The organism is Calditrichota bacterium (assembly GCA_013152715.1).
In the GTDB taxonomy this organism is placed as follows: domain Bacteria; phylum Zhuqueibacterota; class Zhuqueibacteria; order Thermofontimicrobiales; family Thermofontimicrobiaceae; genus 4484-87.
Genome location: JAADFU010000006.1, coordinates 1 through 17,228, shown reverse-complemented (window position 1 = coordinate 17,228; position 17,228 = coordinate 1). Strand labels below are relative to the sequence as shown.

12 protein-coding genes are annotated in these 17,228 nt (G+C 44.9%); all 12 read left to right on the top strand.

Annotation, left to right across the window (positions count from 1 at the left end):
* Window positions 1-358: 358 nt before the first annotated feature.
* Window positions 359-1,930 carry a transglutaminase domain-containing protein gene (locus GXO74_00660; protein ID NOZ60169.1) on the top strand — a complete coding sequence of 524 codons (1,572 nt, stop codon included), beginning with the start codon at window positions 359-361 and terminating at the stop codon, window positions 1,928-1,930.
* Between the two features lie 215 nt (window positions 1,931-2,145).
* Window positions 2,146-4,482 carry a transketolase gene (locus GXO74_00655; protein NOZ60168.1) on the top strand — a complete coding sequence of 779 codons (2,337 nt, stop codon included), beginning with the start codon at window positions 2,146-2,148 and terminating at the stop codon, window positions 4,480-4,482.
* Window positions 4,483-4,737: 255 nt separating this feature from the next.
* Window positions 4,738-5,262: a thiol peroxidase gene (gene tpx, locus GXO74_00650; protein ID NOZ60167.1), complete on the top strand. Its 525-nt coding sequence runs from the start codon at window positions 4,738-4,740 to the stop codon at window positions 5,260-5,262.
* Window positions 5,263-5,397: 135 nt separating this feature from the next.
* Entirely contained in the window at window positions 5,398-6,156 is a 759-nt protein-coding gene (locus GXO74_00645) for a CPBP family intramembrane metalloprotease (protein ID NOZ60166.1), read from the top strand.
* Window positions 6,157-6,459: 303 nt separating this feature from the next.
* Window positions 6,460-9,174, top strand: coding sequence for an aconitate hydratase AcnA (gene acnA, locus GXO74_00640; protein NOZ60165.1), 2,715 nt, complete (start codon window positions 6,460-6,462; stop codon window positions 9,172-9,174).
* Window positions 9,175-9,504: 330 nt separating this feature from the next.
* Window positions 9,505-10,116 (top strand): hypothetical protein, encoded by a 612-nt coding sequence (locus GXO74_00635; protein ID NOZ60164.1) that lies wholly within the window; start codon window positions 9,505-9,507, stop codon window positions 10,114-10,116.
* An 80-nt stretch (window positions 10,117-10,196) separates the two neighbouring features.
* Window positions 10,197-10,814 carry a hypothetical protein gene (locus GXO74_00630; GenBank protein ID NOZ60163.1) on the top strand — a complete coding sequence of 206 codons (618 nt, stop codon included), beginning with the start codon at window positions 10,197-10,199 and terminating at the stop codon, window positions 10,812-10,814.
* 2 nt (window positions 10,815-10,816) lie between these two features.
* Window positions 10,817-12,283: a hypothetical protein gene (locus tag GXO74_00625; protein ID NOZ60162.1), complete on the top strand. Its 1,467-nt coding sequence runs from the start codon at window positions 10,817-10,819 to the stop codon at window positions 12,281-12,283.
* A gap of 93 nt (window positions 12,284-12,376) precedes the next feature.
* Complete coding sequence (locus GXO74_00620; GenBank protein NOZ60161.1) at window positions 12,377-13,255, top strand: hypothetical protein; 879 nt, start codon at window positions 12,377-12,379, stop codon at window positions 13,253-13,255.
* Window positions 13,256-13,263: 8 nt separating this feature from the next.
* On the top strand, window positions 13,264-14,652 hold the full coding sequence (locus GXO74_00615) for a C40 family peptidase (GenBank protein ID NOZ60160.1): 1,389 nt from the start codon (window positions 13,264-13,266) through the stop codon (window positions 14,650-14,652).
* Between the two features lie 30 nt (window positions 14,653-14,682).
* Window positions 14,683-16,668: a hypothetical protein gene (locus GXO74_00610; protein ID NOZ60159.1), complete on the top strand. Its 1,986-nt coding sequence runs from the start codon at window positions 14,683-14,685 to the stop codon at window positions 16,666-16,668.
* A partial coding sequence (locus GXO74_00605) for a V-type ATPase 116kDa subunit family protein (protein NOZ60158.1) occupies window positions 16,625-17,228 on the top strand: 604 nt, incomplete at its 3' end. The genes GXO74_00610 and GXO74_00605, both read left to right, overlap by 44 nt.

Genomic DNA, 17,228 nt, shown 5'->3' with positions numbered 1-17,228 from the left:
AAAACGTTTAAAGAAGAATATTTGGAGCTGTTGAAAAGGTATCACGTTAAATATGATGAGAGATATATTTGGGATTAGGGGAAACTTGCAAATATGAGAAGTTAATTTTTATTCCGCCCCTTCAGGGCTCCAGGGATATTTTCTTCGTTTTTTTTCATGGGGCGTTGCCCCATGCTAAAATATTTGACTCCTTCGGAGTCTCCTAAAAAACACAACAAACAATCTTTTTTAAGACACCCCAAAGGGGTGAAATAAATCAGCCCAGCGCAGCGCGCTGGGATTGACAAAATACCCAAATACCGAAAGCTCTGAAGGAGCGAAATATGAAACATTCAACCTAAATAAAAAGGACCACCCCATGAAAAAAACACCCAAAATCATCGCATCAATGCTCGCTATTCTGGCGATCGTGATTTTTCAATTTTGCGCTACTTCGCCTTATCCGCCCGAAGTAGAAAACGCACTTAAAAAAGCCGGCGACAATCGCGCGGAATTGGAAAAAGTGATTCATCATTATCAGGAAACGGGCGACTCGCTGGAATTGCAGGCAGCGTATTTTCTCATCGGCAACATGGATGGACATAGCTTTGTCCGCTACGAACTGCTTGACACGAGCGGTGCGGCTGTGGATTTTGATGTGCTCTCTTATCCTGATTACAAAACCATGGTTGCTGCGTGGGACAGTGTTTCCGAAGCCATCGGTGGGATGGATTGGCAGCGAGAAGAGACGCTGGAAGATTTGCAGCACATCACGGCTGATTTTTTGATTGAGAATATCGACTATGCTTTTCGCGCCTGGCGGGAAAAACCATGGGCGGATTATCTTTCATTTTCTGATTTTTGTGAATACGTTTTACCCTATCGCGGCAGCAATGAGCCGCTGGAAAGCTGGCGGCCTTATTTTTTCAAAAAATTTCAGGGTTTAGCGGAAAAAATGAATGATCCCAAAGACCCAATCGAAGCCACGTCTTTGATCAATGATGATTTGAAAACATGGTTTACCTTCGATCCGATTTTTTATCGCCATCCGCAGGACCAGGCGCTTTCAGAGATGTTGCAAAATAAAAAGGGTCGCTGCGAGGACATGACCAATCTGGCTATTTACGCTATGCGCGCCAACGGTCTTGCCGTCACCAGCGATTACACGCCGCATTGGGCAGATACCGGAAACAATCATGCCTGGAATGCCCTGCTGGACAGAAGTGGAAAAGTAATCATGTTCATGGGCGACGAGGCAAATCCGGGAACCTATCATCTGCGCAATCGCATGGCAAAAGTAGATCGCAAAACCTATTCCTTGCAGAGGAACAATCTTGTTTTTCTAAAACCAGAATGGGAACAGGTGCCGCGCTGGCTGTCTGGGAAAAATTACGCCGACGTCACCCGCGATTACGTGGACGTGTCCGACGTGACCGTCACCCTGACGGAGCCAGTGCCGGACAGCGTCAATTATGCCTATCTCTGCGTTTTCAACGACGGCGAGTGGAAAGCGATTCACTGGGGCAAAATCGAAGGAGAGAAGGTCACTTTCACGGACATGGGGCGCAACATCGCTTATCTGCCCATGTATTTTGTGGGCGGAAAACTCATCCCGGCTGGCGATGCCCTGATTCTGGAAAAAGACGGGGCAATCAGGCAACTCGTGGCTGACGAGAATGACAAAATAAAAATCAAATTGGTTTCAACGACGCGAAGGAAACAACTCGCGGACACGGACGGCATCGAAAAGGCGTTTTTCAAAACCGGGAAAAAATATCACTTGTTTTACTGGAAAGACGAATGGGTACCGGTGGGTGAAAAAATCGCCGAAGGAAAACCGCTGGAATTTTCGCAGGTACCGAGTCAAGGACTATATTGGTTGACAGAGGACGCATCGAACAAAGAAGAACGCATTTTTACCATTGAAAACGGAAAGCAAGTTTGGTGGTAAATTGAAAGTCCCAAGGTGTAGTCCACCTAAAAGGTGGGCCACACCTTTTCCTCTCTTCATTTTTTTAAAAAAAATCGCTTGACTTTTACCTCAAAAAATGTTAAAATTCATAATATTATTATGTGGTTTACTATTTCCAAATACGATAATTTTGTATTTCAAAAAAATCAAATAATAAAAAAATAAACCCAAAACCTTAAAAATGGAGAGGGCTTATGGCATCGGAATCCCAGACCATCGACAAAAGATTTCAGGAGCTTGCAAAAAATTTTTCTCGCTGGGAAAAATTAAAAGACATGGTAGATCAATCCATCGACATGATGCTTAATTTGCGCCAGAGCGGTCATCCCGGCGGTTCCCGCTCTAAAGTGCACATGATGCTTGCCACCATGTTGAGCGGCGTCATGCGTTACGACATTCGCCACCCCGAAAAACGTTTTTCTGACCGGTTCATTCTCGTTGCCGGGCACACGATTCCCTTGATTTACGCGATATTCGCGGTTTTGAACGAAGCGCTGCGTCGCAAATACAAGCAAACCGGCAATAAAATATATCAAATCGCCGGCGCGCCGGAACGCGCGCTTTACTGGGAAGACCTGCTCACGCTGCGTCACAACGGCGGTCTGCCCGGACACGCGGAAATGGCAGGCAAAACTTTATTTCTGAAATTCAACACCGGCCCTTCAGGACACGGTTCTCCGGTCGCAGCCGGCGAGGCAATGGCGCTGAAATTAGCCGGTGCTGACGACATTCGCGTTTTTGCTGTGGAAGGCGAAGGCGGCGCCACTGCCGGGGCAATTCATGAAACGCAAAATTCAGCTTACGGCCTGGGATTGAATAATTTATACTTTTTGATCGATTGGAATGACTATGGCATTGACAATCATAAAATCAGCGACATTGTGTATGGCACGCCGCAGGATTGGTTCGGCGCTCACGGCTGGCGCGTTTTCGGCACTGAGAAAGGCATGGAATGGGAAACGGTTACTAAAACTTTGTTGGAAATGACTTATTCCGAAAATCCGGATCAGCGCCCCAACGTGAGTTGGTTCAAAACGCGCAAAGGCCGAGACTACGGAATTTACGACAACAAATCCCACGGCACGCCGCACAAACCGATGGACAGCCCGGGCTTCTGGGAGACAACAAAAATTTTCACCGAACGTTACGGCATCGAATTTGAAGGATTCGGAACAGAAGCTCCGGCGACAGAAGCAGAACGCGTGGCGCAAACAAGAGAGAACCTGAATCGCGTTTTTCAATTGTACGATCAGGATCCCGAGTTGCTGGATTACGTGGCAGAGACGCTGGTGAATTTAGGCGAGTCCATTCCCGAAAGCAAAAAGTTGTTTTACGATTTTGCTAAAAATCCGTTCAAAGACCCGGTGTTCACTGATTACAAGAATTTCCCGGAAGATATTTTTGTCAAACCCGGCGAAAAAGCTCCTAACCGCGCCGGTCTGGCGAAATTTGGCGCCTGGATTAATGCCGAATGCGCGAAGCGCTACGGCAGACCCATGTTCATCGCCATGTCTGCGGATCTGGCGGATTCGACGAACATCTCGGGGTTTGCCAAACCTTATCGTGATTTCCCCGGCTTTGGTCCTTACGATCGCAACCATAATCCGAAAGGCAGCCTGCTGCCACAGGGAATTACAGAATTCGCCAACGCCGGAATTTCCGCGGGTATCTCTACAGTTAATTTTGCTGAAAATCCGTTCGAGGAATACAACGGATTTTATTCTACGTGCTCCACGTACGGCTCTTTCGTTTATTTGAAATATGGGCCCATGCGTTTGTTCAGCCAGTTGGCGCAGGATTCGGAATTTCGCGTCGGAAAAACGCTCTGGATCGCGGGACACTCGGGACCGGAAACTGCGGAAGATTCACGCACTCATTTCGGCATTTTCGCGCCGGGCGTGACGCAGCTTTTTCCCGAAGGGCAAATCATTAATCTTTACCCCTGGGAACACAATGAAGTCGCGCCTATGATTGCCGCGGCAATGGCGACGGACAAACCCATTATCGCATTGCATCTGACAAGGCCGCCAATCGAAATTCCTGATCGGGAGAAATTGGGCATTGCCTCTCATTTTGAAGCGGCAAAAGGCGCGTACATCATTCGCGACTACAAAGCGGGCCAGCCCAAAATGGGAACCATCTTTGTTCAAGGAACAAGCACCACAGCCAATGTCGTGAAAATTTTGCCGAAATTGGACGAGTTGGGTTTGAACGTGAAGTTAGTGGCTGCGGTGAGCTACGAATTGTTCAAATTGCAGCCGGAAAGCTACCAAAAGCAGATCGTGTCAGACGAAGATTGGCATAATTCCACAGTCATCACCAATAGCGCGCGGCGCAATATGCGCGATTGGCTATTCAGCAAAGTTGCTGAAGAATACGCCATGTCCTCCGATTGGGACAATCGCTGGCGGACCGGCGGTTCCGTGGAAGAATTGTGCGAAGAAGCACACATTTCGCCGGACTGGCTGCTTAAAGGCATCGAAAAATTTGCCAAAGACTTGGACGCAAGACTGGCGGAATTGAAAAAATAGTCAAACAGCAAATTGTTTTTTCTCACCGTAATTTACGGGGAATGGTTCACGCCATTCCCTTTTTTTTGCACGTCGTCAAATTCGGCATTGCAGTTAAAGAATCCTTTGTATTTGCCTCTCATCTAAATTTTCTAAAAGCAAAAAGATTTAACCTTTTTGCTTAAAAATTTTGCAATTTCAAATATTTCAGAATATTTTTTTAAATTTTAATTGAATTAAATCTGCAAATTTCTTATATTTTAAGGAGACAGAAAAATGACAATCGAAAGAAAGGGCGACGTTACTTTTCAGGGAAATCCTCTGACAGTAATCGGCCCGAAATTAAAAATTGGCGACAAAGCGCCTAATTTCAAAATTTTGTCTAATGAGTTGACAGAAGTGACGCTGAACAGCAGCGCCGGAAAAATCCGACTCATCAGCGTGGTGCCGTCGCTGGACACAGGCATTTGCGACGCCCAAACCAGACGCTTCAACGAAGAAGCAGCCAAATTCGGCAGTGACGTCGTCGTTTTGACAGTGAGCGTGGATTTACCGTTTGCGCAAAAACGCTGGTGCGGCGCCGCCGGAATTGATCGCGTGGAGACGCTCTCGGATCACCGCGACATGAATTTTGGCAATGCCTACGGAACTCACGTAAAAGAGCTGCGTTTGGAACAACGTTCGATTTTTATCGTTGATAAAAATGACATCATTCGTTACGTCCAGTACGTTCCGGAAATCGCGCAGCATCCTGATTACGAGGAAGCGATCAGCGCGTTGAACAAAGTGATTAACGACTAATTTTTGAAATGCAGGAGCAAGCAATTTAATCGCAGCTTGCTCCTGTCTATTCATTTTCTTTCCCTGCTTAACGAAAAATACTCTCTTTTTATTTCATAAAAATTTTTCTAATGACACTGCCGCCAAGGAATAAAGATGTCAAAACATCGTTCGCAATTGAAAATTCTCGCTATTTTCATTTTAGCAAATGCTTTGCTCGCTTTTTTGACCTTCGCGTTAAAATTGTACGAAAATGTTCCCGGCCAGCTTGACCTAAACGCGCTACCAGATGTGCCGGCTTGGCTGCTTGGCATTGCCAATGGCGGCATAATTATCATTTTGTACGGCGTTCTGGGAATCCTCGGCTACTGGCTGGCGCGAAAAATGAATCTGCCGGGCATTTATCGCAGGGGCGCCGGGTGGAACGATTTGGTTTTGCTGCCGCTAATTATCGGCGTCGCTGTCGGGTTGGTGATGATTTTTGCCGATAAAATTTTCACTTCCGCATCTTCGTGGAACGGCTTTCCACATCCGCCGTTCCCGATGTCAATTTTCGCCTCGGCGACTGCCGGCATCGGCGAAGAAATTTTGTACCGCGGATTTGTTTTGTCGCTGTGGGCATTTTTACTCAATATTTTTCTGAAGCGCTGGCACGCGCGCAGTTTGTCACTGACGCTGGCGAACGTGATTGCCGCGCTCGCTTTTGGCGCCGCTCACTTGCCCGGTTTGATGATGATGATGCATTTCAGATCGATCAGTTCCATTCCGCCGATCGCGTTAGCGGAACTTTTTCTGCTGAACGGAATTGTCGGATTAGCCGCAGGAGATCGTTTCATCCGCGACGGACTGGTTGCTGCCATTGGCGTGCATTTTTGGGCGGACATTGTCTGGCACGTTATTTTTCCTTTAATCTGATAAAATTTGCAGCAGATTTTTTGATTAGATTTCTTTTTCATTGAAACAAATAATATGAATGACCAGTTGGAAAATTTTAAGTAAAATAGCAATGAAAATAATAAAAGCCTTACGGCTTAATTCCTAAAAATTCCTAAATTGGAGTGGAGTTAAGGCGTCAGCCTTTTAAAAACAATAAATTAGCGACTTATGTTCAATTTTAACTGGTCATTCGCATAAATATTTGATAATCAACTTCATTTTAAGGCTCTATTTAATAAATTTATCTCAATATTATTTTTCAATAAAAAATATGAGGAGAATATGGCCACACAAAAGAACACGGATGTATTTCAGGCGCGTTCCGATTTGCGAACCCAGGACGGAAATTTTTCTTATTTCAGTCTGGCGAAATTAGAGCAAGACGGCATCGGCGCCATCAATCGGCTTCCTTTTTCAATTAAGATCATTTTAGAAAACCTGTTGAGAAATTGTGATGAATACGTAGTGACGTCGGATCATGTGAAAGCTTTGGCTAATTGGCAGCCGGTATCAGAAGCACGCTCAGAAATTCCGTACAAACCTGCCCGCGTGATCATGCAGGATTTTACCGGAGTTCCGGCAGTCGTGGATTTAGCAGCTCTCCGTTCAGCAATGGCGCGTGCCGGCGGCGATCCGCAAAAAATTAATCCTATCGTTCCGGTCGATCTTGTCGTGGATCATTCAGTGCAAGTTGACGAATATGGCCATCCAAAGGCGCTTTTGCGAAATTCGGAAATTGAATTTAAACGCAATCGCGAAAGGTACGAATTTCTCCACTGGGGACAACAGGCGTTTAAAAATTTCCGCGTTATTCCGCCGTCAAGCGGGATTATTCATCAGGTTAACCTGGAATATCTGGCAAAAGTCGTGCAAATCAAACAGGAAAATGGTCTCGTCGTGGCATTTCCCGACACAGTCATCGGCACGGACAGCCACACGCCGATGATTAACGGTCTCGGTGTCGTCGGCTGGGGCGTCGGCGGAATCGAGGCGGAAGCAGTCATGCTGGGGCAGCCGATTTACATGCTCATTCCCGACGTCGTCGGTTTCAAATTGTACGGCGAACCTCAACCCGGCGTTACAGCCACAGACATCACGCTCACTGTGGTGCAGAAACTTCGCGAACATGGCGTCGTGGGAAAATTTGTGGAATATTTTGGCCCGGGAATCAGCAAAATGGCGGTAGCTGATCGCGCGATGATTTCCAACATGTCGCCTGAATACGGCGCCACGATCGGATTTTTCCCTGTGGACGAAGAGACACTGCGCTACATGCGCAATACGAACAGACCGCAATCTCTGATTCGCTTGGTGGAAGCTTACAGCAAAGAACAAGGGCTGTTCCGAACCAAAAACACACCCGATCCAGTTTACAGCGTGACGCTGGAAATGGATCTGGGAGAAGTGGAGCCTTGCATCGCCGGCCCCAAGCGACCACAAGACAGAATTCCTCTGGCACAAGCGAAACAAGCTTTTCATGAGATTTTGCAAACGCCAGTTGACAAACGCGGTTTTGCTTTGCCTGACAGTGAATTAAACAAAAAAACGACCATTTCCATGAATAGCAAAGAAGATGAACTACAGCACGGTTCTGTCGTAATTGCCGCTATCACCAGTTGCACCAACACGAGCAATCCGTCAGTTTTGATTGGCGCTGGCTTGTTAGCAAAAAAAGCTGTCGAACGCGGACTTAGCGTGCAACCACACGTCAAAACCAGTCTCGCGCCGGGCTCCAGAGTTGCCACCGACTACCTGAACGACGCAGGTCTGACGCCTTATTTGGAAAAATTAGGATTTTACACTGTGGGTTACGGCTGCACCACGTGTATTGGCAACAGCGGGCCTCTGCCCGAAGAAGTGTCCCAGGCAATTGATAAATTTGATTTTGTTGTAGCTGGCGTGCTCAGCGGCAATCGAAATTTCGAGGGCAGAATTCATCGCCAGGTAAAAGCAAACTATCTTGCTTCGCCCATGTTGGTTGTCGCTTATGCGTTGGCCGGAAAAATGGAAATTGATCTTACGACTGAAGCGCTGGGCAAAGATGAAAACGGGAATCCGGTTTATTTGAAAGATATCTGGCCTACCAAAGAGGAAATCGATGAATTGATTGACCGAGCGCAAAATCCGGATTTATTCAAAAAAGAATACAACGGCGTCGAAAAAAGCAACGAAATGTGGAATTCCATCCCGACGACAGAAAGCGCTCTCTACAATTGGAATCCCGAGTCAACTTACATTCAGGAACCGCCATTTTTCCTGAATTTTTCGCCAGAAACTGAACCCATTAAACCGATTGAAAACATGAAAGTGCTGGTCAAAGTGGCGGACAGTGTCACTACAGACCACATTTCTCCGGCGGGAAATATCGATCCCCAAAGCCCTGCCGGGAAATATTTGATCGAACACGGCGTTGAGCCTAAAAATTTCAACAGCTACGGCTCGCGGCGAGGAAATGACCGCGTGATGACGCGCGGCACTTTTGCAAATATTCGGCTGAAAAATCAACTGGCACCGGGGACAGAAGGTGGCTGGACAACCTATTTGCCCAGCAATGAAGTGATGACGATTTTCGAAGCAGCGGAAAAATACAAACAGACCAACACGCCGCTGATGGTGCTCGCGGGCAAAGAATACGGCACCGGCTCCAGCCGCGACTGGGCAGCGAAAGGGACAATTCTTTTAGGAATAAGAGCGGTTCTCGCTGAAAGCTTTGAAAGAATTCACCGCAGCAACCTGGTCGGCATGGGCGTACTGCCGCTGCAGTTTAAGCCCGGAGAAAGTTACCAGTCTATTGGACTCACCGGCTCCGAAACCATGACTGTCCACATTGATGACAATCTGCAAGCAGGACAGGAAGTGACAATCGATTTTGTCGGCGACCACGGAGCCAAAAAGTCAATCTCCGCCATTTGTCGACTGGATACGCCCGTTGAAGTGGATTACTACAGAAACGGCGGGATTTTGCACACGGTATTGCGAAATTTTCTGAAAGCGTAGTAAAATAAAACCGCAGATACCTGAAACCAGGCCTTTGTGAAAGGCCTGGTTTTTTTTGCCCTTATTCGCTATCCTTACACTTGTTAACGTCATCCCCGTCAATTTATTTACTATTTTTCAAATAGTTATCGTTTTTTTAACTATTAATATTCCCCACCATATCATAATCCATATTTTTTAATTTAACCCTAAATACTATTTTTCTAATTTTAATCTTGACAAAATCATTTTTTCTTTTTATATTGTAACATCTTCATTAATTTTAGTAACATTTTACTATTATTATTCTAAAACCTCACACATCTCACCTAAAATTTGGAGGGGCGATCAATGAAAAACAAAATGGCATTCATTTTGGTCATTTCGTTCTTGCTGCAATTATTTCTCATGTCTTGTGGTTCTCAAAAAATGCTGACAGAAGGCGAAGAACGCCAGTTGACAAAAGGAAATCCGCCGGAATGGGTCAACAATTACAAAATCAAAAACACGAAAGAAAAACGCGCTGTGGTCGGCGTTTCCAAAAATTACGCTATGGAATCATCCGCGCGCAGTGACGCCATTTTGCAGGCGCAAAAACAGGCGATTACGTTGATTTCGTCCACCATTTCCCGAAAAATTAAAGAAGGTTTGCACTCAGAGGCAACGGCCGCGGAAATTGTTCAAGAGGGCGCTGTCAAAAAAGATTTGACCGACCTTTCTACTGAAGGTGTTTTCCAGGGGGAAGTTGATCAATTCTACATCGAGAAATACGAAAAAATGGTCGGCGGCACAAAAAAGCATTACTACAAAGCCTATGTACTGCTGCTTTATCCAAGAAATTTGGCGAAAATTTCAGCGCAGAAAATTTTAGCAATGAAGAACCAAAAAGAAACAGATGAGAAAAATAAAAAGCTCATCCAGAAAGCAGAAGAATTAGTCAATCAGATGGATTTTGACTGGTAAACTCCAACAAGTCAGTCACAAAGGCAATAATTTTCAGGAGCCCAATTTTATTAATCAAAAGCTGAAAGAGGAGGAATCCAATGAAACGGTTGCTCATTTTCGCACTCTTCACTATCATTACTTCATTTTTACTTTTCGGATGCGCATCAAAACAGAAATTGGTGCCAGGCATGGAAATTCAGCTCACAGGAAAAAAACAGCCCGACTGGGTGAGTAATCCAGCGAAAAAAGATACCAAAAATCTCAAAGCCTTCGTGGGAATTTCCCATGATTTTGAAATGGAAGGCGACGCCAGACAGGATGCGCTGAAAGATGCGCGCCAGCAAATCATTGATTTCATGGGAATTCTTGGCAAAAGAGTGCTGAGAGAAGCGGTTGTTACATCGGGAATGTCCACCGACATCGTCGTGCCGGCGATAGCCAGCAAAAATCAGACAGAATTTGTATCGGAAAGCTTCGTAAAAACCAGAGCAAAAAATTATCATATCGAAAAATGGCAGCGCGTCCAGGATGATGCAACTTTGAAGAATTTTTACAAAGCCTATGTCCTGATCCTTTTCAACGAAAAGGACGGCGACGCTTTGATGAAACAAGCTTTGGCTGACGCAAAAAAGAAAGCAGCGACGGCGGCTCAGAAACGGTTAATTGAGAGAGCTGAAAAATTAGTTGATGAGAAATCTTTATTTGAGCAAAATTAGCCATGATTAAAAAATCCTTTCGAGCACAAAGCATAATCTTGTTGCTATTTGCCGTTGTCGTTTTGTCTGGCGTGGCGTCAGCTCAGAAAAATTTGCAAGAAGGAGAAGAGCGGCTCATTTCCAAAAAGAAAATGCCGGACTGGGTTGGCAATCATAGCGAGGAATTCGTTGTCGGAATTTCCGGCAGATTTCAAAATGAAAGAGACGCACGTCGAGATGCGTTGCTGGACGCGAGGAAACAAATCATCGATCGTCTCGGCGTGCAATTGACGACGACGCAAAAAGAGCGCATTGTTGAACGAAGCGAAAATGCAAGCGACAATATCGTGCAGACCGGCGTGGAAAAGGAGATTCAAACTGAGGCTATTTCCCGAGCGTTAATTCGCGTGCGTGAAAAAAAACACTACGTGGAAAAATACGCCACAAAACATATCGGCGAGATTCAATATTATTACATTGCCTACGTTTTAGTCCCTTTTTCCAGAAAAGAACACGACAAGCTCATTGAAACTACGATAGATCAGTACGAGACTGATTTTACCAACGGCGTCAACAGCATCGCTTTAGTCCAACCCGAAAATTTGAGATCCGTGGCGCTCCGAATTCAATATCTTTTCGATTTGTGCAAAAACGCGCGCGCCATGATTGGCATGAGGCCTGATTTTCTTGCCAGAATCGACTCTTGGGAGAGGAAATTGAAAGAAAAAAGGGTTGCCGCCTTTGAAAACTTGCAGCAAAAACCCATCGGCTTCGACCAGCAGCCTCAGCCAAACGGCCGATTAATCGAACCCATCGGCATCCAGCTCAGTTTGAACGGAGCGCCGATTTCCGGACTGCCGATAGCGATTAAATGGAACAACAAAATAATCGCCACCGGTCAAACAGATACAACGGGCCGCTTTGTTTATCAATGCAAAACACCGATCATTGGCGCGGTAAAAATACAACTTGGCGCGCCGCTGGGGGAAAATCAAACGTACTCATTAACCAGTTGCACTTTTACAAACAAACCCCGGATATTCATTGCCATCGATGAATGGGACGCCCAAAATGAACAACCGGAGAGCATTATTCAGAGCGCTGTGGCCGAAGCTTGCAATAAAAACAATCTCGCGACAATCACTTCCAATAAATTAAACGGCTTCAGGATTGAAAGACTGTTTCATGGCGACTATGATTTCTTTGACACTTTGGGTCTTAATTGTGCCTTTGTTTTTGTGGGAAAAGTCACTTTTCCTGTTATTCGCGAGTCAACTTTAGCCAACGGTATTTTTCAGGCAAAAGCAAATTGCACCTTGAAGTTGATCGATGTCATCGACAAACAAGAAATTTGGGGCAAATCATTTGATTCAAGCTATCAATTGGGCGCGACCCCCAACGAAGCGGGAAGACGCGCCAAAGTACGATTGAGCAAACAAATCAGTGAAAGTCTGACCCATTTATTAGCTGATTTTTCAGATAGCGAATGATCATTTACGCTTTGTTCTTTGGAAAAAAAATACAGAATCTACAGCAGAGAAGAATTCAGCTAAATTCTGACGCTTAAAACAGAGACGCGAGAAATGTCATTAATGCAAAATATGATGATGTTATTTCTAATTTTCTGGAATTCAATTTTGTTCTCTCAGATAAAAATTACCAATAAAAAAAATGAAAGTTCAACGCTGTTACAAAATTCATGGAATGCTATTCGAAAAGAACATGAAGCAAGACTGGGCATTCGCAGTAGCGCCGCTGCGCGGTCTGGCGACGCGCGAATAGACAGCTCGTCGTTGTCCGTGTTTTTCAATAGCGACAGCAGCCAGCTAATTGCCGAAGCGATAGTATGTGGCAGGACAAAATCGTCTTCCATAAAAGTATCACAAGATTTAGCGCACCAGGGTTTGCTAAATCAAATATTCTCATTAAGACAAAATTTGAGCGGACTTGATTCGACGATCATTTTAAAATACATTCAGCGTCACAAAATTCCATTAGTAAAAAAATTAAACTATCGTCCTCGCGTCTATGCGCGCGCAAATTACAAGGTCGCTTTGGACTTGACCGGGACGAACGGGATTTTTGCCTTTTTGAACGAACAGGCCAAAATCATTGCCCAGCGGAAAAAAGCAGAAAAGAGATACACCGGTTTGATCATCGATGCGCGAAGCTTTTATATTTCACAAACGCCGCTCATCAATATCAAATGCGGAAATTTCAATATTTTTGGTCCGGAAATCGTTAATCGCGACAAAGCGCTTGAAAAAGGAATGGTGTTGTGGGCGAGCAATCCGCAACAAAATCTGGTAGTCGCGCGAGTTGGGGACGCTCCGTTGATTATTGTGCCTGTTAAAATTGTCAACGAAAGCACTTTTGTCCTGGACACAAAATTTTCAGAAATGTTAACGGCAAATTATTTTCGTACGATTTTAAAAAATTGTGCTGTGGTCATTTTAAATTGATGGGCGCCATGAAAAAATCAAAAAAAATCTTTTGGGCAATTAGTTTCTCTCTTTTCGCGCTCGTGTTGGCGACGCCACTCAATGCTCAGACCGAAAGAGGCTGGTTTTTATTCCACAAAATGCTCAGACAAATGAGCGATTTAACAGTGCAGGATCGCGTCGATGTCATTTTTGCGCTCGATGACACGCTCGAGAATATTCTGCCGGTAGATTACCAATGGAAACCAAACGAGATCGACGGCATCCGCTCGCTGATTGCCACGGGATTTTCCTTTGATTATTCGCCTGAAAAAATCGCTTCCGGCTGCAAAACTCTGTTTCAAGCCTACCAACTGGGAGCGCTCCACCCTGAAGAACTGGCATTTTTGGAGCTCATCTTTGCCGGCAAAATCACCGCAGCACAGCTTACTGTACTGACCAAGGTTTCTTCAAAAATTTCAACCTTTCCGGCCGACATTCGCATTCCTTTTCTGCGCGAAATTTCCTCAAACAATTATCCGGAAGAAAACGTCGCCGCGGTTTTGAATTTTATGACAACAGCGCGCAGCAACCAAATCAATCTCGACCGCGCTTTGGTCGTCGCGGTGGTCAGCCTCAAGCAGATAGCGGACGCCGAGACGCTAAAAACAGCGCTGTCGAAATCTCTCACCAGCCTACTCCGGCAGAAAGCAAAACAAGACCGGTTAACGCGCTATGCTTCCATCGCCGGAAATTTTTACAATAGCGGCATTCCCAAGGAATTTCTCAATAATGTGACAATCAAGGCCGTAAATGAAAATTGGAGCCGCAAATCTTTCATCCATCTGCTGAAAACTCTGGCAAAAGGAAACAAGGCGCGGATCGATTACGAAAAATTGTACGAGAAAATTCTCGCACGCGTCGCGAGAAAGTCGCTCATTTCAGAAAGGGAATTCACGCAAATATGCGACGAGGAATTGCAAAGTCAAAAAAAAGCGCTGGAACGCAAACGGACGGCTTTGGCGGATAAGTCGGACGAAAAAACCGCTAATGTCAGCGGTGACTATCGAACGCAAAAATTGCGACAAATCATCAAAGAATATTTGGGCACGCCGTACATGTGGGGCGGCACTTCAAAAAGCGGCATCGATTGCTCGGGTTTGACCCAATGCGTTTTTTCGCGTCTGGGAATATTCCTGCCTCGAGTGAGTCATCAACAATACCGTGCAGGAAAAACAATCCCCCCGGATCGGCTAAAACCCGGCGATCTGGTGTTTTTCTCGAACAATTATTACGGCGAAGTCGATCACGTGGGAATTTATCTGGGGAACGGAAAATTTTGTCATGCCAGTTGCAGCAGAGGCGTGACCATCAGCAATCTGAACAAACATTATTATCAGGTACATTACGTTGGCGCAAAAAGATACTTTGAATTATAAAGTGTAACCAAAATTTGTGAGGGAGAAAAAATGGACAGCAAAAAACTCATCCTGGTGTTGGCTTTAGGTTTATTGCTCATCTTCGGGACGCAAATTTACGCGCAGCAAAAAATAGTGGCTTTCGTTAAGCCGTTGCAGGCAATCGGCGTTCCGGAAAGTTTCGCCAATCGCGCCACACAGCAGTTTCGTAATGCGTTATCTCAGACGGGCAGATTTGGCCTTATCAGCGAAGAAACATGGCGCAATGTCATGGAAACTCAGGGCATCGTGATGGAAAATATTGCGCTTTTCGATGAAGATCAGGACAAACAAATCGCGAAGCTGGTTAATGCAGATGTTATTACCTACGGAAAATTGGAACAAGAAGGAAATGTCATCAACTTTTCTCTTGACTATTACAATGTGGCAAAAAAATATAACGACTTTAGCTTTTTGAGACAATTAATCAGCGAAGGCGACCTGAATGAGGCGATTAAAAATATTGTTTCGCAAATAATGAGCAACATTGTCCCGAAAGGTGAAGTTCTGTCAATCAATGGCAATGTCGTACGGATTAAAATTTCCTCAAAACAAGACGAATGGAAGCCAGGTAAAATTTTCAACTTAAAAAAACCGGACGGCACCATTTACGGAAAAGTGTCAATCATCAACAGCGACGGAGACGTCGCCATTGGCAATACAAAGTCCTCTGAGTTAACCGGATTTGTTGTCAAGGGCGACATTGTTGAGATGGCAACGATCGTTCCGATTCCGATAAATCAAAAACCAAACGTGGGATTAGCTTCTTTCGAAAGCACGCTCAATCAATCCAAGCAGGATGATATTTATCTCAACTGTCAAACACAAATTAACAAGAGCCACCGCGTCAATCTGTTTGACGACAGAACAATTCGCGACGTCTATCTGGAACGTTCGCCGGTAAAATTGGATTACATCATTGACGGAGAGATCAAAAAAGACATCGAATATGGGACTTATTCAGTCACTATTCGATTAAAGGCTTTCTCGACCGAACAAATAATCAAACAAGATTATCTGAAATGCACTGAAAAGATGTTAGACAAAACGATAGAAATATTACTTCATTCCATCCTCAGTTACTTTCCGCTTCAAGGTGAAGTAAAAAAAATCGATGAGAAAGAAATTCAAGTGAATCTTGGCGAAGACCAAAATGTCCGCAAAAAGATGAAATTCGTTGTCAAAGCGAAAGACTCAAAAAATATGATTTGTGAAGGAAAAGTAAAAAATGTCTATCGTGAATATTTTACTTGCAAGCGAGACCAAAAAATGAGCCAAGCGAGCCTGGGCGACATTGTCCAAATGAGGGAAGATGAAAAGTTGGCAAAAAAAACGCGGAAGTTACGAGAAAAAATAAGCGATGAATACTACCGACACGTTGAAGCAATCAACAAAGCTGCGGCTGATTCGCTGGCAAATGTTGAAAAGAAAAAAACAGCGGCTCACGATAAAATCCAAGAGAAACTCGCGCCGAAAAGCCGCTTAAAATTTAGCCTCGCAAAAATTCAATGGGAACAGGATTATCAAGAAAATCTCTACGGCGGGAAAAAGACGACCAAATTTAACGCCGCCATGTATCTGGGCAATCATCCGAATTTTCATATTGCATTTAATTATCAATATGCTTATTTTGAAGACAATACCAGAGCGGTAGGCAGCGAAGGGAACAGTTTCATCTCGTCGCAGAGCTATGGCGTAGGCGCGCGCATTCAATTTGTGCTGCCGTTTTTGTTCTCAACCAGTTTTATGCCCTACGTCGAAGGTTTCGGGCAATTCGCCAATTTCTCTCCCAATCTGAAATCCGGTTCGCGAATTCACGTTGCCGAAGATCGCTGGACAGCCTATTACGCGCTCGCCGATGTTGGAGTGGAATTTGTGTTCAACCGTAAATTCTCCCTTTTCGGGCAGATTGGCGCCACGAGAAAGTTGAAATCGCCCGCAGAGAAGCCAAAATTTGAATACCTATTCATCGATGGCGGCATTGGAATTTGGTTTTAAGAAATTAATCAAAAGGGAAAAAAATGAAATCATTGATCGTTACTTGATCGTTACCTTACTCTCCGGATTTATGATTTATGCCGGGTATATTTACCACCCCATTATTCATCGCATCGGGAATGATCTCGGCCAGAAATTTCAGACAGAATTTGTGCCGGTGGAACAGAAAAACGCGCCGTTAACTCATACAACCAAGCCTGTACAGCTAAAAAAGGATATCCTCACAGAAGAAAAAGATGAAACGCTCGCTGAACAGGGAAAAGATACAACGCAGCAAACAGATGCGAGCACTAATTTGGTTGAGCCAAAACCTGTGAGCATTTCCGAACTACCACCACTACGGAGAAGAGAGTCGCCAGCGACTACGTGGAGCAACCAACGACGCAAACCGCATAAACGAAATACACAAACCCAAAAGCCCCCGCGTTTTGATTTACTCACTGCGATCAAAAAAGGCGTAAAAGTTTCCGACCCATCCAAATATTTCATATCCGACAGGGACAGAGAATTGGGCAGAGAAATTCAGAAATTGGAGAATGATTTTGAACAGCAATATGCAA

Excerpts from the sequence above, each read along its gene's own strand:
- GXO74_00660 (NOZ60169.1), top strand. The coding sequence starts at position 359 with ATGAAAAAAACACCCAAAATCATCGCATCAATGCTCGCTATTCTGGCG.
- GXO74_00655 (NOZ60168.1), top strand. The coding sequence starts at position 2,146 with ATGGCATCGGAATCCCAGACCATCGACAAAAGATTTCAGGAGCTTGCA.
- tpx (NOZ60167.1), top strand. The coding sequence starts at position 4,738 with ATGACAATCGAAAGAAAGGGCGACGTTACTTTTCAGGGAAATCCTCTG.
- GXO74_00645 (NOZ60166.1), top strand. The coding sequence starts at position 5,398 with ATGTCAAAACATCGTTCGCAATTGAAAATTCTCGCTATTTTCATTTTA.
- acnA (NOZ60165.1), top strand. The coding sequence starts at position 6,460 with ATGGCCACACAAAAGAACACGGATGTATTTCAGGCGCGTTCCGATTTG.
- GXO74_00635 (NOZ60164.1), top strand. The coding sequence starts at position 9,505 with ATGAAAAACAAAATGGCATTCATTTTGGTCATTTCGTTCTTGCTGCAA.
- GXO74_00630 (NOZ60163.1), top strand. The coding sequence starts at position 10,197 with ATGAAACGGTTGCTCATTTTCGCACTCTTCACTATCATTACTTCATTT.
- GXO74_00625 (NOZ60162.1), top strand. The coding sequence starts at position 10,817 with ATGATTAAAAAATCCTTTCGAGCACAAAGCATAATCTTGTTGCTATTT.
- GXO74_00620 (NOZ60161.1), top strand. The coding sequence starts at position 12,377 with ATGTCATTAATGCAAAATATGATGATGTTATTTCTAATTTTCTGGAAT.
- GXO74_00615 (NOZ60160.1), top strand. The coding sequence starts at position 13,264 with ATGAAAAAATCAAAAAAAATCTTTTGGGCAATTAGTTTCTCTCTTTTC.
- GXO74_00610 (NOZ60159.1), top strand. The coding sequence starts at position 14,683 with ATGGACAGCAAAAAACTCATCCTGGTGTTGGCTTTAGGTTTATTGCTC.